This window comes from Nocardioides alcanivorans (assembly GCF_021555175.1).
Classification (GTDB): domain Bacteria; phylum Actinomycetota; class Actinomycetes; order Propionibacteriales; family Nocardioidaceae; genus Nocardioides; species Nocardioides alcanivorans.
In genome coordinates this window covers 264,688-290,516 of the sequence record NZ_JAKGRW010000019.1, presented here as the reverse complement: position 1 = coordinate 290,516, position 25,829 = coordinate 264,688, and the positions used below count along the sequence as shown (strand labels likewise).

At 67.4% G+C, this 25,829-nt stretch carries 23 protein-coding genes, 1 tRNA gene and 1 pseudogene; 13 read left to right on the top strand and 12 right to left on the bottom strand.

Annotated features, from left to right (window positions below; all coding sequences use genetic code 11):
- Positions 1-48 precede the first annotated feature (48 nt).
- Together pstS and L1066_RS11770 are read right to left on the bottom strand one after the other, a co-directional pair.
- Positions 49-1,149: a phosphate ABC transporter substrate-binding protein PstS gene (gene pstS, locus L1066_RS11775; protein WP_235736506.1), complete on the bottom strand. Its 1,101-nt coding sequence runs from the start codon at positions 1,147-1,149 to the stop codon at positions 49-51.
- Positions 1,150-1,349: 200 nt separating this feature from the next.
- Positions 1,350-2,213, bottom strand: a complete 864-nt coding sequence (locus L1066_RS11770) for an NUDIX hydrolase (RefSeq protein WP_235736505.1) — start codon at positions 2,211-2,213, stop codon at positions 1,350-1,352.
- A 49-nt stretch (positions 2,214-2,262) separates the two neighbouring features.
- Here L1066_RS11770 and L1066_RS11765 point away from each other — a divergent pair, with 49 nt between their 5' ends.
- Entirely contained in the window at positions 2,263-3,321 is a 1,059-nt protein-coding gene (locus L1066_RS11765; protein WP_235736504.1) for a hypothetical protein, read from the top strand.
- 23 nt (positions 3,322-3,344) lie between these two features.
- Here L1066_RS11765 and L1066_RS11760 read toward each other — a convergent pair whose 3' ends face one another.
- Complete coding sequence (locus L1066_RS11760; protein WP_235736503.1) at positions 3,345-5,534, bottom strand: RNA degradosome polyphosphate kinase; 2,190 nt, start codon at positions 5,532-5,534, stop codon at positions 3,345-3,347.
- Positions 5,535-5,633: 99 nt separating this feature from the next.
- On the opposite strand from L1066_RS11760, the gene L1066_RS11755 reads away from it, so the two are divergent.
- Entirely contained in the window at positions 5,634-6,689 is a 1,056-nt protein-coding gene (locus tag L1066_RS11755; protein ID WP_235736502.1) for an alpha/beta hydrolase, read from the top strand.
- 53 nt (positions 6,690-6,742) lie between these two features.
- Here L1066_RS11755 and L1066_RS11750 read toward each other — a convergent pair whose 3' ends face one another.
- From L1066_RS11750 to rarD, 3 genes are all read right to left on the bottom strand, one after another.
- On the bottom strand, positions 6,743-7,591 hold the full coding sequence (locus tag L1066_RS11750) for a dihydropteroate synthase (RefSeq protein ID WP_235736501.1): 849 nt from the start codon (positions 7,589-7,591) through the stop codon (positions 6,743-6,745).
- Positions 7,588-8,331, bottom strand: coding sequence for a dihydrofolate reductase family protein (locus L1066_RS11745; protein ID WP_235736500.1), 744 nt, complete (start codon positions 8,329-8,331; stop codon positions 7,588-7,590). Before L1066_RS11745 ends, L1066_RS11750 begins: the two co-directional genes overlap by 4 nt.
- Positions 8,332-8,478: 147 nt before the next feature.
- Positions 8,479-9,384 (bottom strand): EamA family transporter RarD, encoded by a 906-nt coding sequence (gene rarD / locus L1066_RS11740; RefSeq protein ID WP_235736499.1) that lies wholly within the window; start codon positions 9,382-9,384, stop codon positions 8,479-8,481.
- A gap of 150 nt (positions 9,385-9,534) precedes the next feature.
- Here rarD and L1066_RS11735 point away from each other — a divergent pair, with 150 nt between their 5' ends.
- Positions 9,535-10,224, top strand: a complete 690-nt coding sequence (locus tag L1066_RS11735; RefSeq protein ID WP_235736498.1) for a hypothetical protein — start codon at positions 9,535-9,537, stop codon at positions 10,222-10,224.
- Between the two features lie 105 nt (positions 10,225-10,329).
- Here L1066_RS11735 and L1066_RS11730 read toward each other — a convergent pair.
- Positions 10,330-11,441, bottom strand: a pseudogene (locus tag L1066_RS11730) (2-oxoacid:ferredoxin oxidoreductase subunit beta).
- Positions 11,441-13,357: a 2-oxoacid:acceptor oxidoreductase subunit alpha gene (locus L1066_RS11725; protein ID WP_235736496.1), complete on the bottom strand. Its 1,917-nt coding sequence runs from the start codon at positions 13,355-13,357 to the stop codon at positions 11,441-11,443. Before L1066_RS11725 ends, L1066_RS11730 begins: the two are co-directional and overlap by 1 nt.
- A gap of 279 nt (positions 13,358-13,636) precedes the next feature.
- Between L1066_RS11725 and L1066_RS11720 the strand changes: the two genes are divergently transcribed.
- The 4 genes from L1066_RS11720 to L1066_RS11705 are packed head-to-tail and all read left to right on the top strand — an operon-like array spanning position 13,637 to position 17,405.
- Positions 13,637-14,653, top strand: coding sequence for a sulfate ABC transporter substrate-binding protein (locus L1066_RS11720; protein ID WP_235736495.1), 1,017 nt, complete (start codon positions 13,637-13,639; stop codon positions 14,651-14,653).
- Positions 14,650-15,495 (top strand): sulfate ABC transporter permease subunit CysT, encoded by an 846-nt coding sequence (gene cysT, locus L1066_RS11715; RefSeq protein ID WP_235736494.1) that lies wholly within the window; start codon positions 14,650-14,652, stop codon positions 15,493-15,495. The genes L1066_RS11720 and cysT overlap by 4 nt, the downstream gene beginning before the upstream one ends.
- Positions 15,488-16,366 (top strand): sulfate ABC transporter permease subunit, encoded by an 879-nt coding sequence (locus tag L1066_RS11710; protein WP_235736493.1) that lies wholly within the window; start codon positions 15,488-15,490, stop codon positions 16,364-16,366. Before cysT ends, L1066_RS11710 begins: the two co-directional genes overlap by 8 nt.
- Before the next feature lie 52 nt (positions 16,367-16,418).
- Complete coding sequence (locus tag L1066_RS11705) at positions 16,419-17,405, top strand: sulfate/molybdate ABC transporter ATP-binding protein (protein WP_235736492.1); 987 nt, start codon at positions 16,419-16,421, stop codon at positions 17,403-17,405.
- Positions 17,406-17,489: 84 nt separating this feature from the next.
- Here L1066_RS11705 and L1066_RS11700 read toward each other — a convergent pair whose 3' ends face one another.
- The 3 genes from L1066_RS11700 to L1066_RS11690 all read right to left on the bottom strand — a co-directional run bounded on the left by L1066_RS11700 (position 17,490) and on the right by L1066_RS11690 (position 19,853).
- Positions 17,490-18,677 (bottom strand): hypothetical protein, encoded by a 1,188-nt coding sequence (locus L1066_RS11700; RefSeq protein WP_235736491.1) that lies wholly within the window; start codon positions 18,675-18,677, stop codon positions 17,490-17,492.
- 202 nt (positions 18,678-18,879) lie between these two features.
- Positions 18,880-19,356, bottom strand: a complete 477-nt coding sequence (locus L1066_RS11695) for an OsmC family protein (RefSeq protein ID WP_235736490.1) — start codon at positions 19,354-19,356, stop codon at positions 18,880-18,882.
- 5 nt (positions 19,357-19,361) lie between these two features.
- Positions 19,362-19,853, bottom strand: coding sequence for a YajQ family cyclic di-GMP-binding protein (locus tag L1066_RS11690; protein ID WP_235736489.1), 492 nt, complete (start codon positions 19,851-19,853; stop codon positions 19,362-19,364).
- Between the two features lie 138 nt (positions 19,854-19,991).
- Here L1066_RS11690 and L1066_RS11685 point away from each other — a divergent pair.
- Positions 19,992-20,074: transfer RNA gene (locus L1066_RS11685), tRNA-Tyr, on the top strand.
- Positions 20,075-20,135: 61 nt separating this feature from the next.
- On the opposite strand, the gene L1066_RS11680 is transcribed toward L1066_RS11685, so the two are convergent.
- A complete protein-coding gene (locus L1066_RS11680) occupies positions 20,136-21,638 on the bottom strand; it encodes a helix-turn-helix domain-containing protein (RefSeq protein ID WP_235736488.1) in 1,503 nt (500 codons plus the stop codon).
- Positions 21,639-21,833: 195 nt separating this feature from the next.
- On the opposite strand from L1066_RS11680, the gene L1066_RS11675 reads away from it, so the two are divergent.
- The 5 genes from L1066_RS11675 to L1066_RS11655 are packed head-to-tail and all read left to right on the top strand — an operon-like array spanning position 21,834 to position 25,734.
- Complete coding sequence (locus L1066_RS11675; protein ID WP_235736487.1) at positions 21,834-22,217, top strand: nucleoside deaminase; 384 nt, start codon at positions 21,834-21,836, stop codon at positions 22,215-22,217.
- Positions 22,214-23,494: a cytosine permease gene (gene codB / locus L1066_RS11670; RefSeq protein ID WP_235736486.1), complete on the top strand. Its 1,281-nt coding sequence runs from the start codon at positions 22,214-22,216 to the stop codon at positions 23,492-23,494. Before L1066_RS11675 ends, codB begins: the two co-directional genes overlap by 4 nt.
- Positions 23,495-23,506: 12 nt before the next feature.
- Complete coding sequence (locus L1066_RS11665; protein ID WP_235736485.1) at positions 23,507-24,382, top strand: MFS transporter; 876 nt, start codon at positions 23,507-23,509, stop codon at positions 24,380-24,382.
- Positions 24,383-24,393: 11 nt separating this feature from the next.
- Positions 24,394-24,846: a hypothetical protein gene (locus L1066_RS11660; RefSeq protein WP_235736484.1), complete on the top strand. Its 453-nt coding sequence runs from the start codon at positions 24,394-24,396 to the stop codon at positions 24,844-24,846.
- A 57-nt stretch (positions 24,847-24,903) separates the two neighbouring features.
- Positions 24,904-25,734, top strand: coding sequence for an SDR family NAD(P)-dependent oxidoreductase (locus L1066_RS11655; protein WP_235736483.1), 831 nt, complete (start codon positions 24,904-24,906; stop codon positions 25,732-25,734).
- Positions 25,735-25,829 lie beyond the last annotated feature (95 nt).

Below are 25,829 nucleotides of genomic sequence, written 5' to 3'. Positions count from 1 at the left end.
AGACGTTCGGTGCGGGACCCGTGCGGGCCCCGCACCGAACTGACGGGACTACTTGGCGGAGATCGCCTCGATGTGCTGGAGCGCTTCGTCGGCCAGCGTGGTGCTCAGCGGCGCAGAACCGGCGTTGTCGGCAGCTGCGGCCTGACCCTCGGGGCCCACGACGTAGCTCAGGTAGCCCTTGACGAGGTCGGCAGTCTGCTGGTCGGCGTACTGCTGGCAGGCCACGAGGTAGGAGACCAGCACGATCGGGTAGGCCGTGTCGTCGGTCGTCTGGTAGTCGAGGTCGACCGCCATGTCGGCCTCGGCGCGGCCGGCCACGCGGGTGGAGACCTCGACGATCTTCGAGGCGGCTTCGGCGCTGGGGCCGACGAAGCCCTCGCCCACCTGCACCTCGACGTGGCCGAGGTCGCCGGCCTGGCTGGCGTCGGCGTAGCCGATGCTGTTGGGGTTGTCGGTGACGGCCGCGACCACGCCGGAGGTGCCGTTGGCGCCCTCACCGTGCTTGATCGGCCAGTCCTCGACCTCACCGTGCGGCCAGTTCTCCGGCACGACGTTGGTCAGGTAGTTGGTGAAGTTGCCGGTGGTGCCCGAACCGTCCGAGCGGTGCACGGCGTTGATGTTGGCGTCAGGCAGGTCGACACCGTCGTTGAGCTCGGTGATGGCCGAGTCGTTCCACTTGGTGACCTTGCCGTTGAAGATGTCGGCGATGACCTGGGGGCTGAGCTTGAGGCTGTCGACGCCCTCGAGGTTGTACATGATGGCGATGGGGCTGACGTAGGCCGGCACCTCGATGGCGCCGGTGCCACAGGTCTCCTGGGCCGCGGCGACCTCTTCGTCGGACAGGTAGGAGTCGGTGCCAGCGAAGGCGAAGCCGCCGTCGAGGAAGCCCTCACGGCCACCCGAGGAGCCGGTCGGGTCGTAGTTGACCGTCACGCCCGAACCCTGCAGGGACTGGAAGCCGGCGCGCCAAGCGGTCTGCGCCGCCTCCTGCGAGCTGGCGCCGCCACCGTTCAGGGTGCCGGAGAGGCCGCTGCTGTCGCCGCCCTTGTCGTCGTCGTCCTCATTGGCTGCGCCACATGCGGTCACGGAAAGCATGGCGATGGCCGCCACGGTCGGGACCAGGGCCCGACGAAGGGAAGTGCGATTCACTTCGTGTCTCCTCAACTGTTCTGTCTCTTGTCAAGACTGAACGTAGGGAGGGCAAGTGACCGGTCCGGAGGGCCTCGGTGAACGAGCGGTGAACGGTGTCGGACCACTTGGTCACCGCTGAGCGAGAGTGAGACGGCCATCACGTGAACGAGCACGGGAATCCTTGACAGCGTCGAGCGGCTTCGATCTCCGGGGACTGCTCAGGGCAGATGGGTCTCGATGTCGAGCACCCGTCCGTCGCGATGGTGCACGACGACCAGCTCGCCGCGTTCCAGACCCGGATCGGTGAGTCCGAGGTGCGCAAACACCAGGGGCAGCACCGGACGATGGGTGCACAGCACAGTGGGCTGCCGTTCGGAGAGCAGGCGCTGCACGATCCGCGCGACCCGATCCGGCGTCGCCCCCTCCTCGGAGAGTTCGTCCGCCGTCGCGATGTGACGCTGGGTCAGGTCGGCGTAGGGGAGCAGGGTGGCGATGCAGCGGGTGCTGGAGGAGGAGGTCAGTCTCCTGACGTCGTACGCCGCCAGTACCGGGGCGATCCGAGCCGCCTGCCGCTCACCACTCATCACGAGGGTGCGGAAACGGTCGTCGGTACGCCAGCCGCTGCGGGAGCGCGCCACGGCGTGGCGGAGTACGACGAGGGTGCGGGTGCGCCCGCCGCCCGCTCCCCGCACGGTGACGGCATCGGCGAGGGTGCCGCGGTCGTGGGGGTGGGTGAGGAGTGTCCCGGCACGGTCGAGGGACACCCAGGCGACCTGGTCGATCTCGTCGTTGGGCTCATAGCCGCTGACGTCGGCATCACCGACCACGCGGCCCACCCAGTAGCTGACGACCTTCTCCCGCTTGCCGACGAGGTACTCCTGCTGCGGCAACGGGCGGGCCAGATGGATGTCGAGGCCGGTCTCCTCGCGGACCTCGCGCACCGCGCAGCTCGTCAGGTGCTCGCCCCGGTCAAGCTTCCCCTTGGGGAACGACCAGTCGTCGTAGCGAGGTCGGTGCACGAGCAGCACCTCGCCCTTGCGGATCACGACGGCTCCGGCAGCGAGGATGGGGCTGGGCGGCATGACGACTAGTCTCACACCGCAACCTCCCGGACCGGAAAGCAGAGCGACCATGTTCACTCGCCCTTCACCTCGCGCGCTGCTGGTCACCGGCGTGGTCCTGCTGCTCGTGGCAGGCGCCGCCGTGACGGCCTGGCGTCTCTGGCCCCGCCCGACCGAGTTCGAGAGCGCAGTGTCGATGTTGCCGAAGCAGACCCAACGCGTGATCTGGACGGATTGGGCGGGTGTCCGCGAGGAGCTGGGCGCGGGCGACGTCTCGGGCACCGACTCCGCCGCCGAGGAGTTCCTCGCCGAGGCGACCGATCGGGAGCTGGCCACCTCGTCCCTCGCCTCGTCGGCGTTGTTGCTCGCCGACGGATTCGGCTTCAGCCCGTTGGCTGCGGAGTGGGAGGTCTTCGGGCAGTCGGCGGAGGGCCAGGTGGTCGTGGTGCGCACCGAACAGGATCTCGGCACGGTGCGGGACCGGGTGCGCGACCTCGGCTACACCGGTCCCGGCAAGGACGAGCTCGACGGCGGCGTCTGGTCGGGCGGACCCGACGCCGTCGCAAAGGTCACCGGGCTGACGGCGTACCAGCTGCAGACGATGGCCCTCTTCGAGGACGAGGGCCTGATCGTCGGATCCGACAACCGCGAAGAGCTGGAGAAGACGATCAAGATCATCCGTGAGGGTGAGGGCGGTGTCGACACAGGGGAGTTGCTGGAGGCTGCCGGCGAACCGTTGACCGCGACTGCGTTGCTGCAGGACCGGGCGTGTGCGGAGCTGTCGTTGACGCAGGCCGCCCCGGACGCCCAGACGACGGCACGCGCCCTGGTCGAGCAAGCCGGTGGCGTCTCACCACTGACCGGGTACGTCGTCGCCCTCCTCCCCGGCGACGACCTGCGGGTGGTCTTCGGCTTCGAGGACGAGGAGCGGGCGGGACGCAATGCCCGCTCCCGCGCGGCCCTGGCCAGGGCCGAGGACCCCGCGCAGTACGTCGCCTATCCCGAGGTCTTCGACCTGGCGGACTCGGAGGCAGACGGTTCCCTCGTCATCCTCACTGGGAAGGTGCGGGCCGATGCCTTCCCGATGTCGTCCCTCGCCACCGGACCGGTGCTCCTCGCGACCTGCTGACGGCGAGGCGGTGCCGCTGACGTTCAGGTCTTCGCGGCTCCGCGACGTTTGCGGGAGCCGATGAGCAGCTCCTGGAGGTGTTGGCTGCCACGGTGGCGGGTCCACACGTCGTCGGGGCCGGCGGTCCAGGCGTCGGTCTCGGGGTCGAAGGCCAGGTCGAAGAGCAACCCGATCTCGTCGATCAGCCGTTGCTCGGGCAACCTGACCAGCACCTCGACGCGACGGTCGAGGTTGCGGTGCATCATGTCGGCCGACCCGATCCACGCTGTGGGCGCTCCGCCGTTGGCGAACCAGAAGACCCGGCTGTGCTCGAGGAAACGTCCCAGCACCGAACGCACTTCGATCGTCTCCGACAGGCCGGGAACGCCGGGACGCAGGGCACAGATGCCACGCACCAGCAGCTTCACCGGCACTCCCTCGCGGGAGGCGAGGTAGAGCGAGTCGATGACGGCCTCGTCGACGATCGAGTTGGCCTTGAGCCGAATCTCCGCGGGCAGCCCCGAGCGGTGGTTGCCGATCTCCACATGGATCTGCTCGATGAGACCGTTGCGCACCGAGTCGGGCGCGACCAGCAGCTCGTCGTACGACGCGTTGCGCGACCAGCCGCTCAGGTTGTTGAAGAGGTGGGCGACGTCCTCCCCGATCGCCTGATCGTTGGTGAGCAGGCCGAAGTCCTCGTAGAAGCGGGCGGTCTTGGGGTTGTAGTTGCCGGTGCCGATGTGGGTGTAGCGACGGATTCCCTCGGGCTCCTCGCGCACCACCATCGCCAGCTTGCAGTGGGTCTTGAGGCCGACCAGGCCGTAGACGACGTGGCAGCCCGCGTGCTCGAGCTTGCGGGCCCACCGGATGTTGTTGGACTCATCGAAGCGAGCCTTGATCTCCACCAGCACCAGCACCTGCTTGCCCGCCTCGGCCGCGTCGATCAGGGCGTCGATGATCGGCGAGTCGCCGGAGGTGCGATAGAGCGTCTGCTTGATCGCCAGCACGTGCGGGTCGGCCGCCGCCTGCTCGATGAACCGCTGCACGGAGGTCGCGAACGAGTCATAGGGGTGGTGCAGCAGCACGTTGCCCCGGCGCATCGCCTTGAAGACGTCGACCGGGCTTGCCGACTCCACGGGCGCGAGTTGCTGGTGGGTCTTCGGCACGAAGGTGGGGTACTTCAGATCGTCGCGGCTGAGGTCGGCGATGTCGTTGAGTCCACGCAGGTCGAGTGGCCCGGGCAGCCGGACGACCTCCTGCTGGGTGACGCCGAGCTCCGAGACCAGCAGGTCGAGCACTCGGTCGTTGATCGACTGCTCCACCTCGAGCCTCACCGGTGGACCGAACTTGCGCCGCAGCAGCTCCTTCTCGAGAGCGGCCAGGAGGTTCTCGGCGTCGTCCTCCTCGACTTCGAGGTCCTCGTTGCGGGTGACCCGGAAGGTGTGTGCCTCCAGCACCTCCATGCCTGGGAAGAGCCGCTTGAGGTGCTCGCCGATGACGTCTTCGAGCGGGACGAACCGTTGGTTGCCGAGCGCGACGAAGCGGTCGAAGATCGGTGGCACCTTCACGCGGGCGAAGTGCTCCTTGCCCGACTTCGGATCACGGATGAGCACCGCGATGTTGAGGGAGAGCCCCGAGATGTAGGGGAACGGGTGTGCCGGGTCGACCGCCAACGGCGTGAGCACCGGAAAGACCCGCTCCTTGAAGAGCTTCTTGCAGAACTTCTGCTCGTCTCGGTCGAGCTGCTCCCAGCGCAGCAGTTGGATGCCCTCGGCCTCCAACGCCGGCACGATCACGTCGGCGAAGTGGGTGGCGTGCCGTTGCATCAGTTCGGTGGTGTGCACCCAGATCCGGTCGAGCACCTCCCGTGGCAGGTGACCCGACGCCGAGCGCACCGCCACGTCGGCCGCGATCCTTCGCTTGAGTCCGGCGACGCGGACCATGAAGAACTCGTCGAGGTTGCTGGTGAAGATCGCCAGGAACCGGGTCCGTTCCAACAGGGGGAGCTCCGGGTCCTCCGCCAGCTCCAGGACTCGTTGGTTGAAGCGGACCCAGGAGAGCTCACGGTCGGAGAACCGGTCCGGGAAGTCGGCGAGCGCCGCGATCTCGGGCGCCGTCGGGATGTAGGGAGGATCCACCTCGAAGACGCCTGTCGTGGCAGCAGCCCGGAATGCGTCGAGCGGGCCCTCTTCCAAGGACCCGGCAGCGTGGGTGGGCAGACCTTCGGCGCTCATGCGCACGAGTGTGGCACCTGAAGATGAACGTGCGGTGTCGAGAAAGTACGTCGGGTGTCAGCTGGCTGACCTCACTGACGGGAGGTTACTGTCGGGTACATGGTGAGCAACGGACTCCTGAACCGAGCCCAGACCGCAGCGAAGGCGGCGACCGCGCGAGGCGCCGTACGGCTGCCGACCAGGGTCAAGCGCATGATTGCGGGAACGCCGGTGGTGCGGGCGGGCCAGACGCTCGACCTCGACACCCAGCTGTTGTTGCGCCTGCAGAAGTTGAGTGGCGAGCGAGGGGCGGAGACCCGAACGATCCCCGAGGGGCGCATCGCACTCGAAGGCCAGAGCCGGATGGTCGCGGGCGAGCAGCCGATCGGCTCCTCCTGGGACACGAGCATCGCGGGAGTTCCGGTGCGGGTGCTGACGCCGCGTGCTCTCGTGGGCGCCAGCGAACCGCTGCCCACGTTGCTCTTCCTCCACGGGGGTGGCTTCATCTACGGCGCCCGGCACGGGACCCATGACGCAGTGGGACGCTTCCTGGCCGAGCAGGCCGGGGTGCAGGTCCTCTCCGTCGACTACCGGCTCGCTCCCGAGCACTCCTTCCCGGCGGCGCACGACGACTGCCTGGCCGTGTTCCGTGCACTCGTCGCGGATCCGGAGCAGTGGCAGGTCGACACCGCACGTCTCGCCGTCGGTGGGGACTCCGCGGGCGGCAACCTGGCAGCGCATCTCGCACTCGCTGCCGCGGAGGAGGGCCTGCCGCTCACCTACCAGCTGCTCATCTACCCGATGGCCGATGCCGCGGGCCTGAGTGAGAGCCGCAGGATGTTCGACGAGGGCTTCTTCCTCACCCGGCAGTTCCTCGACCTCGCGGAGCAGAGCTATCTGCCGACGGAGGCGGACCTCAAGGACCCACGCGTCGACATCCTCAACGCCGAGATCCCGGCCGGTGTCTGCCCGGGCCACCTCGTCACCGCAGGCTTCGACCCGCTGCGTGACGAGGGGGAGACCTATGCGCGACGGCTCATCGATGCCGGTGTGGAGCTGACGATGGAACGCCAACCCGGCCTGATCCACGGGTTCGCCAACTTCGTCGGGCTCGACTGCGCTGCCCGCACCGTGATGCTCGACCTCACCGGCCGGCTGCGCACGGCCCTCAGCTGATCAGTCGCCCGGCCGGGTGCCGAAGGCGTGCAGTGCCGCGAGTACGCCGCGGGTCAGCGGCACCTCGTGGGTGCGGTAGATCCCGGTGCCCCCAGATGGGCGAGCACCGCGAAGAAGCCTTCCGCGCTGCGGAACTGGTCTTCGAAGAAGTCGAAGGCGTGCGGCAGCGCGTGGCAGATCGGCAGGCCGAGTTGGCGCAGTCGGAACGAGTTGAGCAACGTGGTGGCCTGGTGGTGGGCGCGGGATCGTGGATCGTCCATGCGGAACCCGAAACCCATGCCCGGGTCGATCGCGATGTCGGTGACGCCGAGCTCTCGGGCCCGAGCGACGCGGGCCGCGAATCCCTCCAGCATCGCCGGCACCGGATCGTCCTCCACGTCGGTGCCGTCCAGGTCACGGGCGTGGGCTCCGAGCACGTGGCACATGACCACGGCGGCGTCGTACTCGGCGGCCAGGGCGAACATCTCGTCGTCGCTCTGCGAGCCCGTCAGGTTGAGGAGGCTGGCGCCGGCCTTGAGTCCTGCGCGTACGACGGAGGTCTCGTAGCTCTCGATGGAGACGGGGATGCCGTCGTCGGCGAGCTGCTCGATGACGGGCGAGAGACTGCGCGCTTGTTCCGACGCGGGGAGGCGAGAGGCATCGGGGCGGCTGGATTCGGCACCGATGTCGATCAGCTGGGCACCTTCTGCGAACTGCACCCGTGCCTTGCGTAGCGCGGACTCGACGTCGACGGCGATCGACTCACGGTAGTTGGAGTCGCGGGAGAGGTTGACGACGCCCATGAGGAGCGGGTCGCGGTCGGTGTCGTAGGTGGTGCCGGCCAGTCGCAGGGGCGCAACGGGGTGGTCGAGCTCGTCGCTGTGCTCCGCGGCCAGGCGGGCGAGTCCGGAGAGGGAGATCATCGCTCGGCCCCTGCTCGGAGGTGACGGGTCATGAGGAATCCGTCCTGCTCGAGCACCTGCTCCAACCGGAAGCCGCGGACCTCGGAGAGCATGGCTGTGGCGGGAGAGTTGGCGGTGCCACTGAAGCCGGGCGAGAGGGTGATGTCGGCCTCGTCGACCAGGTCGGCGGCGATCAACTCGCGCAGGAGCGTCGGACCGCCTTCGGTGACGATCCGACGGAGGCCACGGGCGACAAGGGCATCGATGATCTGGTCGGGGCTGAGGACGGGGAGGGTGAGCACATCGGCGTGTTCCCGGGCCCGGGCCAGCCGCTCGGGAACCGCACCCTCGTGAGTGAGCACGATGGGGCGGTGGGTGGACCCGGACCACACCGGCAGCTCCCACGGGAGCTCGAGTGATCCGGTGACCACGGCGATCACCGGCGCGGGCGTCTGACCCGCTTCGGCACGCCGTACGGCATCCTCGGGCTTGGCCGTCATCGGCGTGTACTGCTCGGCGCGGACCGTCTGGGCGCCGACGAGCACCACGTCGGCGAAACGGCGTACGGCGTTGAACACCACTTGGTCGGCCGCGGAGGTGACCGACTTGCTCAGCCCGTCCGGGCCGACGGCCGCACCGTCGAGGGTGGTGACCATCATCGCTCGTACCCACTTGCCGGACTCCGGCCACGGATAGCGCTCGGCGACGTCGTCGGCGGTCAGGTCCTTGTCCTGGGACGCCGCATCCAACAGCAGACGCATCCGGTCGTGCCTCCTCTTCGTGGGCCGCGGCCATCGTAGGTCTCCTGGCCATGGGGAGCATCCGCGGTCCAGGTCCGATGGAGTGCGCGTGCGCTGTTTCCGCAGATCAGGAGCACGTGTACTCCATCGAAGGCGTCTGGTCGCCGGTCACAGGGCACTGGCCTCGACGGCCAGCCGCAGTTGCCGGCGACGGTGGTTGACAGCCTCGAAGGTGAAGGCGACCAGGGCGATCCAGACGAGACCGAAACCGATCCACCGGCCGGACGGCATGGCCTCGTGGAAGATCCACACACCGATGACGAACTGCAGGATCGGTGCGAGGTACTGCAGCAGGCCCAGCATGACCATCGGCAGGCGTGTGGCGGCCGCCCCGAAGCACAACAGCGGCACGGCGGTGACCACGCCGGTCAGGGCCAGCAACGCCGCATGCCCGACGCCCTCGGTGCCGAAGTGACTGTTGCCCGATACGACGACGAAGACGACGTACGCCAGCGCCACCGGCGCCATCACGGCGGTCTCGAGAGCGAGGGACTCGACGGCGCCGGCGCCTGCCTGCTTCTTGGCGAGTCCGTAGACGCCGAACGACCCGGCGAGTGCGAGCGCCACCCAGGGCGGTCGGCCGTAGTCGACGGTGAGTACGACGACCGCTGCAGCAGCGAGGCCGAGTGAGGCCCACTGCAACGGGCGCAGCGATTCCTGCAGGATGAGGACGCCCATCAGCACCGTCACCAGCGGATTGATGAAGTAGCCGAGGGATGTCTCCACGACATGGTCATGGTTGACCGCCCAGATGAAGGTGCCCCAGTTGATTGCGATCACCACGCTGGCGAGCACGATGAACATCCGTTGACGGGGGTTGGCGAGCAGCGCTCGGAGTTGCGACGTACGACGCAGCGCCAGCATCAGGAGACCGACGGTGATGACCGACCACAGCACCCGGTGGGCGAGGATCTCGATCGCGCCGGCCGGTTCGAGGAGTGGCCAGTAGAGCGGGAACAGGCCCCACATGACGTAGGCCGACGCGCCCAGTGCCAGTCCGCGTCTCTCCTCCACGGACCCACCTTAGGGTGCGGCTCGGTTGTGGCTCACCCCACTTTGCGCTCGGCTGTGGTTTCGGGTGAGATGCCGGGGGAAGGAATCCCCCGTCTCCACAGAACCGCTGGCTCCTCGGGGAGCCGCCCGATCCCCTAGAGGACTCAACCCATGCGCGTCAAGCGTCTCTTCGGCGGCCTGCTGTCCGCCGCCCTGCTCGGTCTCGTCCCCGTCTCGCTGGCCACGGTGTCGGCTGAGGCGGCCACCGTCATGCCGACCACGCTCTCCGGCCAGATCAGCGTGGCCAAGGCCAAGTACGGATCGTCCTTCTACATCAGCGGCAAGATCAACAGCGCCGCGGGCTATCCCAAGGGAACCGTCACCTTGAAGCGCAAGCTCGCGAGCGAATCGGCCTTCAAGACGATCGGGACCTACGAGTCGTACGGCTCCTGGGGTTTCTACAACCTCAAGGCGGTCGGCAACGCGAGCTATCAGGTCAGCTACAGCGGTGGCTCGGACTCCGGCTCCAACCCGACCTACACCTACTCGGCATCCGCGGTCACCACGAACCAGAAGGTGATGCGTGACCTCGGCGACACGATCTCGAGGACCACGCTCAAGGGCAAGGTCAAGCCGGACTACAAGAAGAAGAAGGTCACGATCCAGGTCAAGGCCACGAAGAAGGGCAAGTGGAAGAAGTTCGCCACCGTCAAGACGAACAAGAAGGGCAAGTGGGCCAAGAAGCTGCCCGCGAAGTCCAAGTGCACCTACTGGCGCGCCTTCGCCAAGGGTGACAAGAAGTTCGTGAAGTCCTTCTCGAACTACAGCTACTACACGGTGCGTGGCTACAAGTCCTGCTGAACGCAGTCGGCGCGACTTCGGTGCGCGAGTAGTGCTTCTTCGCCGAACATGACGACAGCCCCCGGCCGATCTGGCCGGGGGCTGTCGTCATGTTCGGGGCTGTGCTCAGACGATGGTCCAGGTGTCGCCGTTGTTGATGAGGTTGGTGAGGCGGTTGTGGGGGTGGTGGTGTGTTCGTTCTTGGCGGTGGTGATTTGGGCGCGGGCGAGGTCGTCGTAGGCGGGACGTTCGACTTGGCGGAAGATGCCGATGGGGCTCTGGTTGAGGTAGCCCGAATCGGTGAGTCGGCTGATGGCGAAGGCGGCTGATGGGTCGGGGTTGTGGGCGTCGTGGATGAGGATTTGTTCGATGCCCACGTGTCCGGGTGCGGTGCCGATGTCGACGATTTCGATGTTGCCGGTGGTGGGGTTGCGGATGAGGCCTTTGGTGCCTATGCCGTCTTCTCCGGGGGTGCCGAAGGTGATGGGTTGGTCGTGGACGAGGGGGATGATGGCGTTGGCTTTTGAGTCGGGGTTCTTGATGGCGTCGAAGGCGCCGTCGTTGAAGATGGGGCAGTTTTGGTAGATCTCGACGAGTGAGGTGCCGCGGTGGGCGGTGGCTGCGGTGAGCACGCTGGTGAGGTGTTTGCGGTCGCTGTCGATGGTGCGGGCGACGAAGGTTCCTTCGGCTCCCAGGGCGAGGGAGACGGGGTTGAAGGGGTGGTCGAGGGAGCCGACGGGGGTGGATTTGGTGATTTTGCCGATCTCGCTGGTGGGGGAGTATTGGCCTTTGGTGAGCCCGTAGATGCGGTTGTTGAACAGCAAGATGGTCATGTTGACGTTGCGGCGCAGGGCGTGGATGAGGTGGTTGCCGCCGATGGACAGGGCGTCGCCGTCGCCGGTGACGACGAAGACGTGGAGGTCTTCGCGGGCGACTGCGAGGCCGGTGGCGATGGAGGGGGCGCGTCCGTGGATGGAGTGCATGCCGTAGGTGTCGAGGTAGTACGGGAAGCGGCTGGAGCAGCCGATACCGGAGATGAACACGACGTTTTCGCGGCGGATGTTCAAGGTGGGCAGGAAGCTCTGGACGGCCTTCAACACTGCGTAGTCACCGCAGCCGGGGCACCAGCGGACTTCTTGGTCGCTGGTGAAGTCCTTGCCGGTGAGGCTCTCGCCCTCGGGCAGGGTGGGTACGCCGGTGGTGCCGAGGGTGGGGAGTCCCAGATCGGTGGTGCTCATCAGTTCTCCTCCTTGGGGGTGGCGGTGAGGTCGACGGTGGTGTTGTTGGTTTGGGCGACGAGGTCGCTGATGGCTTGGGCGAGGTCGGCGGCTTTGAGGGGGAGGCCGCGGACTTGGTTGTAGCCGACGATGTCGACGAGGTATTTGGCGCGGAGCAGTAGGGAGAGTTGGCCGAGGTTCATCTCGGGGACCAGGACTTTGTCGTAGCGGGTGAGGATGTCGCCGAGGTCGTTGGGGAAGGGGTTGAGGTGGCGCAGGTGGAGGTGCGCGACGTGGTGGCCGGCTTTGCGGACGCGGCGGACGCCGGCGCCGATGGGTCCGTAGGTGGAGCCCCAGCCGAGTGCCAGCACTTTGGCTTGTCCGGAGGGGTCGTCGACCTCCAAGGGGGGCAGGGAGTTGGCGATGGCGTCGATCTTGGCTTGGCGGGTGCGGACCATGTGGTCGTGGTTGGCGGGGTCGTAGGAGATGTTGCCCGAGCCGGTGGTGCCGTCTTTCTCGAGGCCGCCGATGCGGTGCTCGAGTCCGGGGGTGCCGGGGATCGCCCAGGGCCGGGCCAGGGTGTCGGGGTCGCGGGAGTAGGGCTCGAACGTGTCGCCGTTGAGGGTCTCGGTGGTGGTGAAGTTGGGGTTGATGAGGGGGAGGTCGTCGACGGTGGGGATGGCCCAGGGTTCGGAGCCGTTGGCGAGGTAGCCGTCGGAGAGGAGCATGACGGGGGTGCGGTAGGTGATGGCGATGCGTGCTGCCTCGACGGCGGCGGTGAAGCAGTCGCCGGGTGAGGAGGGGGCGATGATCGGTACGGGTGCTTCACCGTTGCGCCCGAACATGGCTTGGAGCAGGTCGGATTGTTCGGTCTTCGTGGGCAGGCCGGTGGAGGGGCCGCCGCGTTGCACGTTGACCACGATCAGGGGCAGTTCGGTCATCACGGCGAGCCCGATGGCCTCACCCTTCAACGCGACACCGGGTCCGGAGGTGGTGGTGACGCCGAGGTGGCCGGCGAAGGAGGCGCCGATGGCGGCGCCCACGCCGGCGATCTCGTCTTCGGCCTGCAAGGTGGTGACACCGAACGACTTGTGTTTGGACAACTCGTGGAGGATGTCGCTCGCGGGGGTGATCGGATACGAGCCGAGGAACACCGGCAGTCCGGAGCGGACCCCGGCAGCGATGAGGCCGTAGGACAGGGCGAGGTTGCCGGTGATGTTGCGGTAGGTGCCCGCGGGCATGGTGGCGGGTTTCACCTCGTACTGCACCGCGAACGCTTCGGTGGTCTCGCCGTAGTTCCAGCCGGTCTTGAACGCGGTGATGTTGGCATCGCGGATGGCGGGGGCCTTGGCGAACTTCTTCGACAAGAACTCCACCGTGGTGTCGGTGGGGCGTCCGTACATCCACGACAACAATCCGAGGGCGAACATGTTCTTCGCCCGGGCTGCGTCCTTGCGTGACAACCCGTACTCGGCCACCGAGGCCACCGTCATCCCGGTCAGGTCCACCGGCTGCACGTTGAACTCCGCCAACTGTGAACCGGCATCGTCCAACGTGTCCAACGGGTTGGCGTCGTAGCCGGCCTTGTCCAGGTTGCGTTTGGTGAAGTCGTGGGTGTCCACGATGATCGTGCACCCCTTGGGCAGATCACCCAGATTGGCCTTCAACGCCGCCGGGTTCATCGCCACCAACACATCAGGGGCATCACCAGCAGTCAAGATGTCGTGGTCAGCAAAATGCACCTGGAACGACGACACCCCCGGGATCGTGCCCTGAGGCGCCCGGATCTCGGCCGGGAAGTTCGGCAACGTCACCAGATCATTGCCAAACGCAGCCGACTCCTGAGTGAAACGATCACCGGTGAGCTGCATCCCGTCACCGGAATCACCGGCAAAACGAATGATCACTCGGTCGAGCTGACGGACCTCTTTGGCCACCGCCGCAACCTTCTTCCTGACATGGGATCTGTGTACGTACCGAGGGTATGGCAAAACTAGAACGCGTTCCAGATGTTCGCCGAACTCATCGCGGAGTCCGGACCCAGCCCTCTCGGCCAACTCTAGTGGCGCCATCGCCCATACCGAGTCCATCTCACCCCGTGGCGATCGATCTCAGTCATCGGACAGGTGATCGGGAAATCCACAAGGCCTCTTAATTCATGTAATCTACTGGACATTCCCGAGACAAGCCTGTTTGAAGGCTGGAAGAGAGTGGACATGAACAAGAGGTTCAAGGCGGGGTTGCTCGCCACCGTGCTGGCCGCCACGGCTGCACTTGCAGGCTGCGGCTCGGACGACGACGGCGAGACACTCTCGATCGTCGGCTTCGCCGTGCCCGAGGCTGCCAACAAGGCGATCGCCGACCAGTTCAAGAAGACCGACGACGGCGACGGGGTCAAGTTCAGGACCTCGTACGGCGCCTCCGGCGACCAGAGCCGCGCTGTGGCCTCGGGACTCGACGCCGACTACGTGCACTTCTCGGTGGCCAGCGATGTGACGCGTCTGGTCGACGAGGGCCTGATCGACGAGAACTGGGACGACGGTGAGAACAAGGGCGTGGTCTCCCGCTCGATCGTGGTGTTCGGCGTCCGCGAGGGCAACCCGAAGAACATCCAGTCCTGGGAGGACCTGGTCAAGCCGGGGGTCGAGATCGTGACACCCAACCCCGCCTCCTCGGGAGCGGCTCGCTGGAACGCCCTCGCCGCCTACGGTCAGATCACCTCCAACGGCGGCACCGACGCTGAGGCGACCGACTACATCGACAAGTTCTTCGCCAACGTCGTCTCCCTCCCGGGAAGCGGTCGCGACGCCACCACGGCCTTCTTGAACGGCACCGGCGACGTGCTCATGGCCTATGAGAACGAGGCGATCCTCGCCAACCAGAGCGGTCAGGGCTTCGACTACGTGATTCCCGAGACCACGATGCTCATCGAGAACCCCGGAGCGATCCTCAAGGACTCCGACGAACTGGCGCAGAAGTGGCTCGACTTCGTCATCAGCGACGAAGGTCAGAAGCAGTTCGCGCTCAAGGGCTTCCGCCCGATCCGCGACGACGTGGACTTCGGCGGCACCGTCGAGGGCGCTGCCGACCCGTCGGAGCCGTTCCCGGCCGTTTCCCACCTGCTCACGGTCGACAACGACTTCGAGAGCTGGGAGGCGCTCTCCGACAAGTTCTTCGATGAGTCCAACGGCATCGTCACCAAGGCGATCGCCAAGTCCGGCAAGGCGTCGTGACCACTGCCACCCCTCTTGTGGAGCGATCGGCGACGTCACGTCGCCGGTCGCCCCGCAACACCCTGACCCGGAGCTCAGGGCTGGGACTGGGGATCGCCGTACTGTGGTTCAGCCTGCTGGTGCTGATCCCCCTCTGCGCCGTCGTGGTGACGGCGGCCGAGGGTGGGCCGCAGACCTTCTGGAACACCATCACCAATGATCAGACCTGGGCGGCCATCAGGCTCACCGTGCTCATGGCCGCGGCGGTCACGGTGGTCAACGCGATCATGGGCACCCTCATCGCGTGGGTTCTCGTGCGTGACCGCTTCTGGGGGCGTGGGGTCCTCGACGTGCTGATCGACATCCCGTTCGCGCTGCCGACCATCGTCGCCGGCCTGGTGCTGCTCAGCCTCTATGGCACCGACAGTCCCCTGGGCATCGATGTGGCCAACCAGCCGTCGTCGGTCTTCCTCGCCTATCTGTTCGTGACGCTGCCCTTCGTGGTACGCACGGTGCAGCCCGTCCTGGAGGAGCTCGAGGGGGACGTGGAGGAAGCAGCAGCCTCCCTGGGCGCCAGCCGCCTCACCACCTTCCGTCGCGTCATCCTGCCCAGCCTCACTCCGGCGATCGCGGCGGGCGCCGCACTCTCCTTCGCCCGCGGGGTGAGTGAGTACGGCGCACTCGTGCTGCTCTCCGGCAACCTGCCGTTCCACACCGAGGTCACCTCGGTGCGCATCCTCGGCAACATCGAGAACAACAACCTGGCGGCGGCCGGGTCCGTGGCGACCCTGCTGCTCCTCATCTCCTTGACCGTCATCGTCCTGCTGGACGTGTTGCAGCGAAGGGTGGCCCGTCGTGGCTGAGCTGACTCTGGACGCGCCCGCCGAGGCCGAGGTCGAGCCGCGGCGCGCGGGCAAGCGACGTACCCGCCCGAAGGACCGTCTGCCCGGTTGGACGGGACGCCTCGCGATCCGGTGGACACTGCGCCTGATCGTCGTGGCCTACCTCTTCCTGCTGGTGGCGTGGCCGGTGTCGCTGGTCGTCACCCACACCTTCGAGGGAGGGACGGAGAGCCTCCGAGGTCTCCTCGAGGATCCCGACATCGTCCACGCCCTGCAGCTGACCGTGATCTGCGCGATCAGCGCGGTCGTGATCAACACGATCTTCGGCGTCGGGATGTCGATGTTGCTGGTGCGACAGGAGTTCCCCGGCAAGCGGGTGCTCAGCGCCCTGGTGGACCTGCCGCTCTCGGTCTCGCCGGTCGTCGTGGGCCTCGCGCTGGTGCTCGTGTACGGCGGTCGCGACGGTTGGTTCGGCCCGACCCTGGAGTCCGCCGGTCTGCAGGTGATCTTCTCCACGCCCGGCATCATCATGGCGACCGCGTTCGTCGCGCTGCCCCTCGTGATCCGCGAGGTGGTCCCGGTGCTCGACGAGATCGGCACCGACCAGGAGGTGGCGGCCCAGAGCCTGGGTGCCAACTCCTGGCAGGTCTTCTGGCGGATCACCCTGCCGGCCATCAAGTGGGCCGTCGTCTACGGCGTCGTGCTCAGTCTGGCTCGGTCACTCGGTGAGTTCGGGGCGGTCAAGGTCGTCTCCGGCAACGTGCTGGGGAGACCCGCACGGCCACGCTGGTCGTCGAGGAGAAGTACCTCAACTTCGACCAGCAGGGCGCCTACGCCACGGCCTTCCTGCTCGCCATGGTCTCCGTGGCCTGCATCGTCATCGTCTCGCTGATCCGGCCCCGCAGCCACGATCGGTGAATCCCTGCTCGGGTGAAAGGAACCTCATGAGCATCGAAGTCAAGAACGTCTCGAAGCGCTTCGGCGACTTCGTGGCACTGGAGGACGTCAACGTCTCCATCGAGACCGGGCAGCTGACCGCTCTCCTGGGTCCCAGCGGTGGCGGCAAGTCGACGTTGCTGCGCATCATCGCTGGCCTGGACCACTCCGACACCGGCCAGATCACGATCGAAGGTCGCGACGCCACCAAGCTGTCGCCCCAGAAGCGCAACGTGGGGTTCGTCTTCCAGCACTACGCGGCCTTCAAGCACATGTCGGTGGCACGCAACGTCGCCTTCGGCCTGGAGATCCGCAAGCGTCCCAAGGCGGAGGTGAAGAGGCGTGTCGAGGAGTTGCTCGACCTGGTGCACCTGTCGCAGTTCGGGCACCGGCTGCCGTCGCAGCTCTCCGGCGGCCAACGCCAGCGGATGGCCCTTGCCCGTGCCCTCGCCGTCGAGCCGACGGTGCTGCTGCTCGACGAGCCGTTCGGCGCGCTCGACGCCAAGGTGCGCAAGGAGCTGCGCGACTGGCTGCGCCGCCTGCACGACGAGGTGCACGTGACCACCGTCTTCGTCACGCACGACCAGGAGGAGGCCCTCGAGGTCGCCGACCAGATCGTGGTCATCAACGAGGGACGCGTCGAGCAGATCGGCACACCCGACGAGCTGTACGACGAGCCGGCCAACCAGTTCGTGATGTCGTTCCTCGGTGAGGTGACCACGATGTCGGGTCAACTGGTCCGGCCGCACGACGTCCAGGTGCTCACCTCTCCGGACGGCCCGACGGCTCTGGAGGGCCAGGTGTCCCGGTTGCTCCGCATCGGCTTCGAGGTGCGCGTCAACGTGCTCACCACGGAGGGCCAGGAGATCATCGCGACGATGACGCGTACGCAGGCCAAGGCACTCGGACTCACCGAGGGCGCGAACGTGTGGGTCAACCACGCCCCCGGCGCCAAGGGCTTCGACCTGCCCAAGGCGGCACTCGTCGCCTCCTGAGCTGGGGCCGCTGCCTCGATGGAGTGCTTCTGCTGGGAGTCGAGCCGACCTCAGCAGAAGCGCTCCATCGAGGCGTCGCGACGTTCAGTTGCCGAAACGACGCTGGACATGCCGCCGTCGTACGGCGATCTGGTGCGCACGCTGCTCCGCGTTGAATCTCGGGGTGTCGGCCGGCAGCACCTCGTCGAGCGCATCGACCCCGACCGTGACTGCCTGCGGGTACTCGTCGACGGGGAAGACCGGCTCCGTGGACCCGTCGAAGCGGATCAGGATGGCTCCCTGCTCGACTCCCGTCGTGTCCAACCAGTTCGGCACTCCGGGATCCCGGCTGGACAGCACGTACCGGTAGGCACCGTCGGAGTCGAGATAGGACTGGTCGCCGGTGAGGCTGGTCTGGCGGTTCGCGTACTCCAGCGAGGAGAACCACGGGTCGAGGAGCTGGATCCCCTGGTAGTCACCGGTCCCCGGCCAGGTCGTGATCACCAGCGCCTCGTCCTCGGCCAGGGAGAAGTTCCCGCGGGCCATCCAGCGGCCGGGAACGCCCCCGAGCGCCCCCGGGTCGAACGGCTCGGACACCTGGTTCGGGGCCATCGCGAGCGAGCCCTTCTGCACCATCGCGGTCCACACGCGAGCCTGTGTGGTCAGGTCCGCCGTTGCTGCCTTCAGACGCTCGGCCAAGTCTTCCGACTGCAAGGGCGGGCGCAGGTCGCCCTCGTGCCCGACCCGGTCGATGTGCACCTCGCCGGGGGCGGTCGCAGCCTCCCAGTCGCTGTAGATCTGGCGCACGAGGATGCGGGTGGCATCGGCCGGGTTCTCCAGCCAGTTGCCCGGCCGCTCGGTCGGTGAGGCGATCACTTCGAAGGTGCCGTCGTCGTGCACCTGGAGGTCTTCGATGCCCAGGTAGGAGGCCATGCGTCCGGTTCCTCGATACGGGTCGCCGGCGTAGATCTGGAACTCGAGTCGCTGTGCGTCTCCGAGGGTGCCCCAGATCCGGTAGGTGTCGCCCGGATTCAAGCGGGAGATGAGGTAACGCTGGTCCGGATTGTCGCCACCCTCGCGGATCCGGGTGTCGAGCACCCGGAAGTAGGGGAAGTCCGGATCGAAGATGACGTGCTCCTCGAGCCTGGCGATCGCCATCCGCAGCAAGAACATGTGGGCACTCGCACGGTTCTCGGACGTGGAGTAGTAGTCGTTCGCGCGCACCTCGCGGGCCAGCTGCCCGAGCGTGTCCACCAGCGAGTCGAAGCTCTCTTCCAAACCATCGGCACTCATGACGGGTTCCTTTCTTCACGGGCGTCGGCAGCGAAAGCCACCGAAGGCGCGCCCGGAGCTGGGCTCCGGGATCGGGGGCGACTCCCGGCATCGTGCTGTCGCCGCCGACGTCATGGCGCGCCGGTCCCGATGGTCGAAAATCGCGGACTGGCCCAGGGCTGCCATTGGCAGCGCTTCCCGCGGGTGGAATGAGCCCGTCGTGTCACCCGAGGTCGACCGGGGACGCCACCACGGTCGGCTCGTGGGTGACGGGGAAGTTGACCGATGCGGCGATGAAGCAGTTCTCGCTCGCCTCGCGGTGGATCGCCAGCGCCGTCTCGACCTGGTCAGGTGACGCGACGACCACGCGTGGACGCAGCGCCACAGACGTGAAGCGGCCACCCTGACCGACCTGCTCCATCGTGCCGACCGGGGTGTCGTCGTACGCCGTGACGACCACGCCGTGGTTGACCGCCGAGTGCAGGTAGGAGAGCAGGTGGCACTGCGCGAGCGCGGCGAGGAGCAGCTCCTCCGGGTTCCAGCGCGAGGCGTCGCCGCGAAAAGTGGGGTCGGCGGAGCCAGCGAGCTCGGGCTTGCCGGACGCCCGGAGCACCACGTCGCGGGCATAGTCGCGGTAGCCGCTGGTGCCGGTGCCGCGGTTGCCCTGCCAGGTGATGCCCAGCTCGTAATGGTGCTCCACAGGATTCACCGGTAGTTGGTGAACTGCACGGCGAAGTCGTAGTCCTGCTCCTTGACCAGCTGCTGCACGGCCTGGAGGTCGTCACGCTTCTTGGACGAGACCCGGAGCTCGTCGCCCTGGATCTGCGCCTTGACGCCCTTGGGGCCTTCGTCGCGGATCAGCTTGGAGATCTTCTTGGCGTCCTCGGAGGTGATGCCCTCCTTGAGGGAGATCGTGATCTTGGAGACCTGACCGGACTGACGCACCTCGCCGGCATCGAGGATCTTCAAGCTCAGATTGCGCTTGATGAGTTTGCCCTTGAAGACGTCGAGCACGGCGTTGGCGCGGTCATCGGCGGACGCCTCGATCTCGATGACCTCCTCGCCCTTCCACTCGATCTTGGCGCCGGTGCCCTTGAAGTCGAAGCGGGTGGCGACCTCGCGAGCGGCCTGGCCGAGCGCGTTGTCGACCTCCTGGCGGTCGATCTTGCTGACGATGTCGAACGACGAGTCGGCCATGTGAGCTCCTCTGGTCCGCCCGGGACAGGTGCCGGGTGTTCGGTCTTCTGGGGTTGCTGGCGACGCCGGTTTTCTCTGCCGGCCCGCCTGCGCTATTCTCTCTTCCTGCTACGCCCGGTCAACCCGGGGGTGGTGTGCGGCAGATTGCCCGAGCGGCCAATGGGAGCGGACTGTAAATCCGTCGGCTTACGCCTTCGAAGGTTCGAATCCTTCATCTGCCACACGATTGTTCGGCCCGCCTCCCCGCCAGGAGGCGGGCCGAACTGCTTCGTGGGTAGCGCCTCAGGGGTCGATGCCGGTGCGAACGCGCCAGGCGGCCAGTGCCACGGCCAGCCCCGTGCGATGTGTCGGATCAGTGAGATCCGCTCCCAACAGGGACTCCAAGCGCTCGACCCGCGCATAGAGGGTCTGGCGACGGATGCCGAGCTCGCCAGCCGCTGCCTGCTTCGACCCGCTGGCGCGGAGCAGGGCGTCGAGGGTCCGGACCAGCGTCGTGGCGTGCTGTCGGTCGTGCTCCACGAGCGCGCCGAGTTGGTCGGCCACGTAGCGGTCGAGCCGGGTGTCGGGCAGCGCCCCCAGGAGTTGCTGCAGGGAGAGGTCGCGTGGCCACACCAACCGGGCGCGGACGCCGGAGCTGCGCGCGTCCCGCAGCAGTGCTCTCGTCTCCTGAAGCGCTGCTCCCAGCCTCCCCGGATCCGTCACGCTCGGGGAGACGGCGACCAGCGGCGTACGTCCGAGTCGAAGGGCCGCAGCCGCGTGCCACGCCGAGACGGTACGGCGGGTGCGCGGAAGGCCCGGTGAGGCGCGGACGAGCAGCATCCCGTCGCCGCCCGCGCTGCTGACCAGGGCGCCGCCGTACTCCTCGGTGGCGGAGGAAGTCAGGGCGGACGTCTCCTCGGCCAGGGGAACGCGCGGGTCCAGGTCGACCGCCATCGGGAGCAAGGGCCGGGCTTCGCTGCACGACCAGCCGAGCTCCTCGAGTCGGCGCTGCACCTCGCCGTGCGAGCGGAGTGCGCCGGAGAGCAGGTCGGCCAGAAGGGAACCGGCCGGGTCACGGAGCATGCCCGGGCCGCGGTGCCGACCGAGTTCGAGGGCGATGGCGATGGCACCACGGTCGGCGACGGCACGCACCCGGGGTGACTCCTTGGCGTGGAGCACCAGGCGCCCCAGTGGTCGTACGCCGGCCTGCACCGGCGCGGTGGTGACGTGTCGGGTGGAGCCTGATCGGGCCTGGCTGCGTTCGACCAGGTGGCCGGCTTCGTCGTGGAACTCGACCTGGCAGCCGGCCGAACGTGAGATCGCGTCGAGCAGTGCACGCAGGCCAGTGCCGGCCAGCACCTCGGCCACGAACTCCTGGAGCACGGGCGCCCCCTGCCGGGCGGCGCTGAGCTTGCGATGGAGCAGCGCTTCGTGGAAGTCCTCGCCGAACCTCTCGAACGGAACCACGGAGGTGAGTGCCAGCAGCACCATGCCGGTGCGCTGCGACTCCTCGACCATCTCGCTGGGAATCCGGAAGAACGAACGCCCGAGCTCCATCGCCAGTGCGGCGCAGCCGGCGTCGGCGAGGCTGCGCACGTAGGCGGCGAGCTCGGCCGAGGTGCGTCCGTGCAGCCCCAGGCCGGTGGTGAGCAGGAGCTCGCCCCCGGCCAGCAGGTGTCCCATCTCGTAGACCTCACTCGAGTGCACCCAGCGGATGGCCGTGGCGTCCGGAGATCCGCTCAGCACCTCGATCCCGGCCGAGCGGAAGGAGGGGAGTCGCAAGACCTCCTCGAGCGGGATCAGCATGGGCACCTCGCTGGACGTTGTGTCTCAAAGATTGCGATCGGCAGTGGACGTTGTGTCCCTTCTGCGTCGGCAGCGTATCTGGTCGAGTGACCTGCATCTCATTTTCTTCAGGAGGTTTCTCATGGTCACGGACGCAGATCGCTCCTTCCTCGCGCTCGCCGTCGAGCAAGCGCGGACCGGATGGGCGGAGGGGGAGTGCCGATCGGCGCTGCCCTGGTGCACGACGGCGAGGTGCTCGCGGTCGGTCGCAACCGCCGGTTCCAGATGGGCAGTGCCATCCGGCACGGCGAGACCGACTGCATCGAGAACGCGGGACGTCAGCCGGCACGCATCTATCGGGAGAGCGTGCTCTACACCACCTTGTCGCCCTGCTTCATGTGCGCCGGCACTGCGGTTCTCTACGACATCCCCCGCATCGTGGTCGGTGAGAACGAGACCTTCCAGGCCTCCGAGGAGTGGCTCCGCTCCCGTGGCGTCCAGGTCGACGTCGTCGGTGACGACGAGTGCAAGGCGTTGATGGCACAGATGCTCCGGGAACGGCCCGAGATGTGGGCCGAGGACATCGGGGAGGAGGCATGACGCAGGACGTGAACGCCGGGGTCATCGACCCCGACTACCCCGTGACGCCGGTGCCGCGGCACGCTCGCAAGTCGTTCTTCTCGATGTGCGTCGTGCTGGTCGGCTTCACCATCTTCACCCCGACCATGCTGGCCGGCGCCTCACTGGGCACCGCCTTCGCCTTCGGCGACCTGCTGTGGGTGATCCTTCTCGGCTCGACGATCCTCGGTGGGTACGTCGCGCTGCTGGGCTACATCGGTGCCCGTACGGGGCTGACCACCGTGGTGATGGCCCGCTACACGCTGGGCACCAAGGGATCGAAGCTGGCCTCGATCCTCCTGGGCGGCACCCAGATCGGGTGGTACGGCGTCATCATCGGCACCATCGGAGCGCTCACCGCGCAGGCCCTGGACTGGAACTCGTGGGGCGCGGAAGCGTCCGTCATGATCGCGACGAGCGTGCTGATGTGCCTCACCGCGTGCTACGGCTACCGCGGCATGTACTGGGTTTCGCTCGTCTCGACGCCGCTCATCTTGATCCTGGCGCTCTGGGTGGTGCAGCGCTCACTCGACGAGGTCGGCGGATGGTCGGGCCTCTTCGACGCCGAGCCGACCGCGCAGATGTCGATCGCCGTCGCCGTCACCACCGTGGTGGGCACCTTCGTCTCGGCCGGCACACAGGCGCCCAACTGGACCCGGTTCTCCCGCTCCGGTCGCGATGCCGTGCTCGCCAGCGTGCTGGGCTTCCTGATCGGCAACGGCCTCATGATCTTCTTCGGAGCCATCGGGGCGATCACCTTCGGTGAGGGCGACTTCGTCCTCGTGCTCTACGAACTCGGCCTGGTCGGGTGGGGCCTCTTCCTGCTCTTCGGCAACCTCTGGAAGAGCAACGCCGACACCGCCTACGCCTTCGGTGTGGCCGGGGCCGAGCTCTTCGAGCGGCCCACCAAGATCCCCTTCGTCGTCGGGGGTTCGGTCATCGGCACGGTCCTTGCCCTGGTCGGTGTGCACGAACACCTCGTCGACTACCTGGTGCTGCTCGGCATCTTCATCCCGCCCCTGGGAGGCGTGATCATCGGGGACTGGATCGCTCGGTGGCGCAACGGCATGCCCGAGGATGCCCAACTGCCGGCGCTGCACGTGGGCAATCTGGGCGTCTATGTCGTGGCGAGCGCGCTGGCGTGGTCGTCGGACCGCTTCGAGATCGGGGTTCCGCCACTGATCGGCATCGTGGCGGCCATCGTGCTCGCTCTGCTCGTCTCCTCCCGCGAGAAAGCGGCAGGAAGGGTGCGCACCTGAGATCATGTGCTGGTGGTGGTGCAGGTGCATGACATCGGTCGGCGACGAGCCTGGGTGATCTGGCTCGTCGCCATCTCCGTCTACGTCCTCGGCGTCTTCCACCGCAGCTCCCTCGGCGTGGCGGGACTGATCGCCACCGAGCGCTTCGACATCAGTGCCTCCGAGCTCGCGAGCTTCACGGTGCTCCAGCTGCTGGTGTACGCCGGCATGCAGATCCCCAATGGGATCCTGCTGGATCGCTTCGGTCCGCGGGCGATGCTCATCGCCGGCACGATCTTGATGACGGCGGGGCAGTTCGCCTTCGCGTTCGCCGACAACTATCCGGCGGCGCTGGGCGCCCGAGTGCTGTTGGGCGCCGGCGACGCCGTCGTCTTCACGAGCGTGCTGCGCCTGGTCGCCGCGTGGTTCCTGGTGAAGCAGGCGCCCTTCCTCGTGCAGCTCACTGGCCAGGTGGGCCAGCTCGGTGCCATTGCGGCCGCGGCGCCGCTGACCTTCGCGTTGCAGCACTTCGGTTGGACCAAGTCCTTTGCAGGTGCGTCCTCGCTCGGGTTCTTCCTGCTGATCCTGGTGCTGGTCTTCGTCAAGAACTCGCCCTACCGCGACGAGTCCACCGCCAAGGTGAAGATGCTCGTGCTGCTGCGCTCGGTACGGGTGATCTGGGGCAACCCCGGCACCCGGCTGGGCATGTGGTCGCACTTCACGGCGCAGTTCTCGATGACCACCTTCACCATGCTGTGGGGCTATCCGTTCCTCGTCTCCGGGGAGGGGCTGTCGCCCGGCGTGGCGAGCTCGATCCTCATGGCGATGACTGCTTGGGTGATCGTCTCGGGCCTGGTACTGGCCAAGCTCACGACGATGTTCCCCTCCACCGCTCGTGGCTCGTGGTGATCGTCGTGATCATGATCGCCAGTGTCTGGGCGGTCGTGCTGCTCTGGCCGGGGCGGGCGCCGGTGTGGATGCTGGTCGTGGTCGCAGTCGTCACCGCCACGGGCGGGCCAGCGTCGATGGTCGGTTTCGACCTCGCCCGTACCTTCACCCTGCCCGAGGCCATGGGGCGTGCCAACGGCCTGGTCAACATCGGTGGCTTCATCGCCTCGTTGCTCGCGATGTGGTCGATCGGCTGGGTCCTCGACCTCTCCAGCGGCGGTGGTGGGGCGACGTACGAGCTGGCCGACTTCAAGCTCGCGATGGCGACTCAATACATCTTCTGGGCCTTCGGCGTCTTCCAGATCCTGCGCTATCGCCGCAAGGCGATCGACCACCTGCGACGAAAGCACCCCGAGGGCCTCGAGAAGATGCGCCGCGGAGAGCCCTTCGAGCATGCCGGCTTCCACGAGCGCGAGGGCGTCTGACCCGTCCTGCGGGATCCGTCATGCTCGGCATGCGCTGGGGTCACTACCGTCGGGCCCATGGACGCAACGCAGCCCCGCCGAGCGGTGGTCACCGGAGCCAGTCGTGGGATCGGCCGTGCCACCGCCCTGACGCTGGCGGCAGCCGGTTGGGACGTGGCCATCACCGGTCGCACCGTGAACGAGGGCGAGGGCAGGGTGCCGCCGCGGACGCAGGCGGAGGGGGACAGGGCGATCGCCGTCCCGGGCAGTCTTGCGAGCACCGTCGCCGGGATCGAGGCGCACGGCGGTCGTGCACTCGCGATCTCGATGGACCTCAATGACCTGGCGAGTGTGCAAGGCGCGGCCGAGAGTGTGTTGGCCTCGTGGGGCGGTGTCGAACTGGTGGTGAACAACGCGGTCCACCATCTGGCGCACGCGCGCTTCATGGAGACAGCACCGGAGACGCTCGTGCAGAGCATGCTGGCCAACCACGTGCACCAGGTCGCCTTCATCCAGGCGCTGTTGCCGAGCATGGTCGCGGCCGGCCACGGCACCGTCGTCAACATCGTCTCCGGCTCCGCGCAGAACGATCCGCCCGCGCCTCCGGGTGAGGGAGGCTGGAGCCTGGCCTACGCGGGGGCGAAGGCAGCGTTCGGGCGCGTGGCCGGCTCCATCAACGCTGAGTACGTCGGCGCTGGGATCCGAGCCTTCAACGTCGACCCCGGCTTCGTGGTCACCGAGTCGGGGGCGGCGCGTGGCGGCACCAAGGAGATCGAGGAGAAGGGCTTCGCCACCACGCCTCCCGACGCCGCCGGCGTCGTGATTCGATGGCTTGCCGAGTCTCCTGAGTCCACGCAGCGGTTGGGGCGCATCGTCAAGGCCGCGGAGCTGCACTCCGACCTGCGCTGATCGGGGCGTAGCGGCTCGCCGCCGATGCTGACGCCGAACCCGGGAGCGTGACCCCCGAGTGGGGGTCATTTTCGACTGTTGGCGGACCAAGGCCG

Coding starts and splice junctions, on each gene's coding strand:
- L1066_RS11770 (WP_235736505.1), bottom strand. CDS start 2,213: ATGCCGCCCAGCCCCATCCTCGCTGCCGGAGCCGTCGTGATCCGCAAG.
- L1066_RS11765 (WP_235736504.1), top strand. CDS start 2,263: ATGTTCACTCGCCCTTCACCTCGCGCGCTGCTGGTCACCGGCGTGGTC.
- L1066_RS11760 (WP_235736503.1), bottom strand. CDS start 5,534: ATGAGCGCCGAAGGTCTGCCCACCCACGCTGCCGGGTCCTTGGAAGAG.
- L1066_RS11755 (WP_235736502.1), top strand. CDS start 5,634: ATGGTGAGCAACGGACTCCTGAACCGAGCCCAGACCGCAGCGAAGGCG.
- L1066_RS11750 (WP_235736501.1), bottom strand. CDS start 7,591: ATGATCTCCCTCTCCGGACTCGCCCGCCTGGCCGCGGAGCACAGCGAC.
- L1066_RS11745 (WP_235736500.1), bottom strand. CDS start 8,331: ATGCGTCTGCTGTTGGATGCGGCGTCCCAGGACAAGGACCTGACCGCC.
- L1066_RS11735 (WP_235736498.1), top strand. CDS start 9,535: ATGCGCGTCAAGCGTCTCTTCGGCGGCCTGCTGTCCGCCGCCCTGCTC.
- L1066_RS11720 (WP_235736495.1), top strand. CDS start 13,637: ATGAACAAGAGGTTCAAGGCGGGGTTGCTCGCCACCGTGCTGGCCGCC.
- L1066_RS11705 (WP_235736492.1), top strand. CDS start 16,419: ATGAGCATCGAAGTCAAGAACGTCTCGAAGCGCTTCGGCGACTTCGTG.
- L1066_RS11700 (WP_235736491.1), bottom strand. CDS start 18,677: ATGAGTGCCGATGGTTTGGAAGAGAGCTTCGACTCGCTGGTGGACACG.
- L1066_RS11690 (WP_235736489.1), bottom strand. CDS start 19,853: ATGGCCGACTCGTCGTTCGACATCGTCAGCAAGATCGACCGCCAGGAG.
- L1066_RS11680 (WP_235736488.1), bottom strand. CDS start 21,638: ATGCTGATCCCGCTCGAGGAGGTCTTGCGACTCCCCTCCTTCCGCTCG.
- codB (WP_235736486.1), top strand. CDS start 22,214: ATGACGCAGGACGTGAACGCCGGGGTCATCGACCCCGACTACCCCGTG.
- L1066_RS11660 (WP_235736484.1), top strand. CDS start 24,394: ATGATCGCCAGTGTCTGGGCGGTCGTGCTGCTCTGGCCGGGGCGGGCG.
- L1066_RS11655 (WP_235736483.1), top strand. CDS start 24,904: ATGGACGCAACGCAGCCCCGCCGAGCGGTGGTCACCGGAGCCAGTCGT.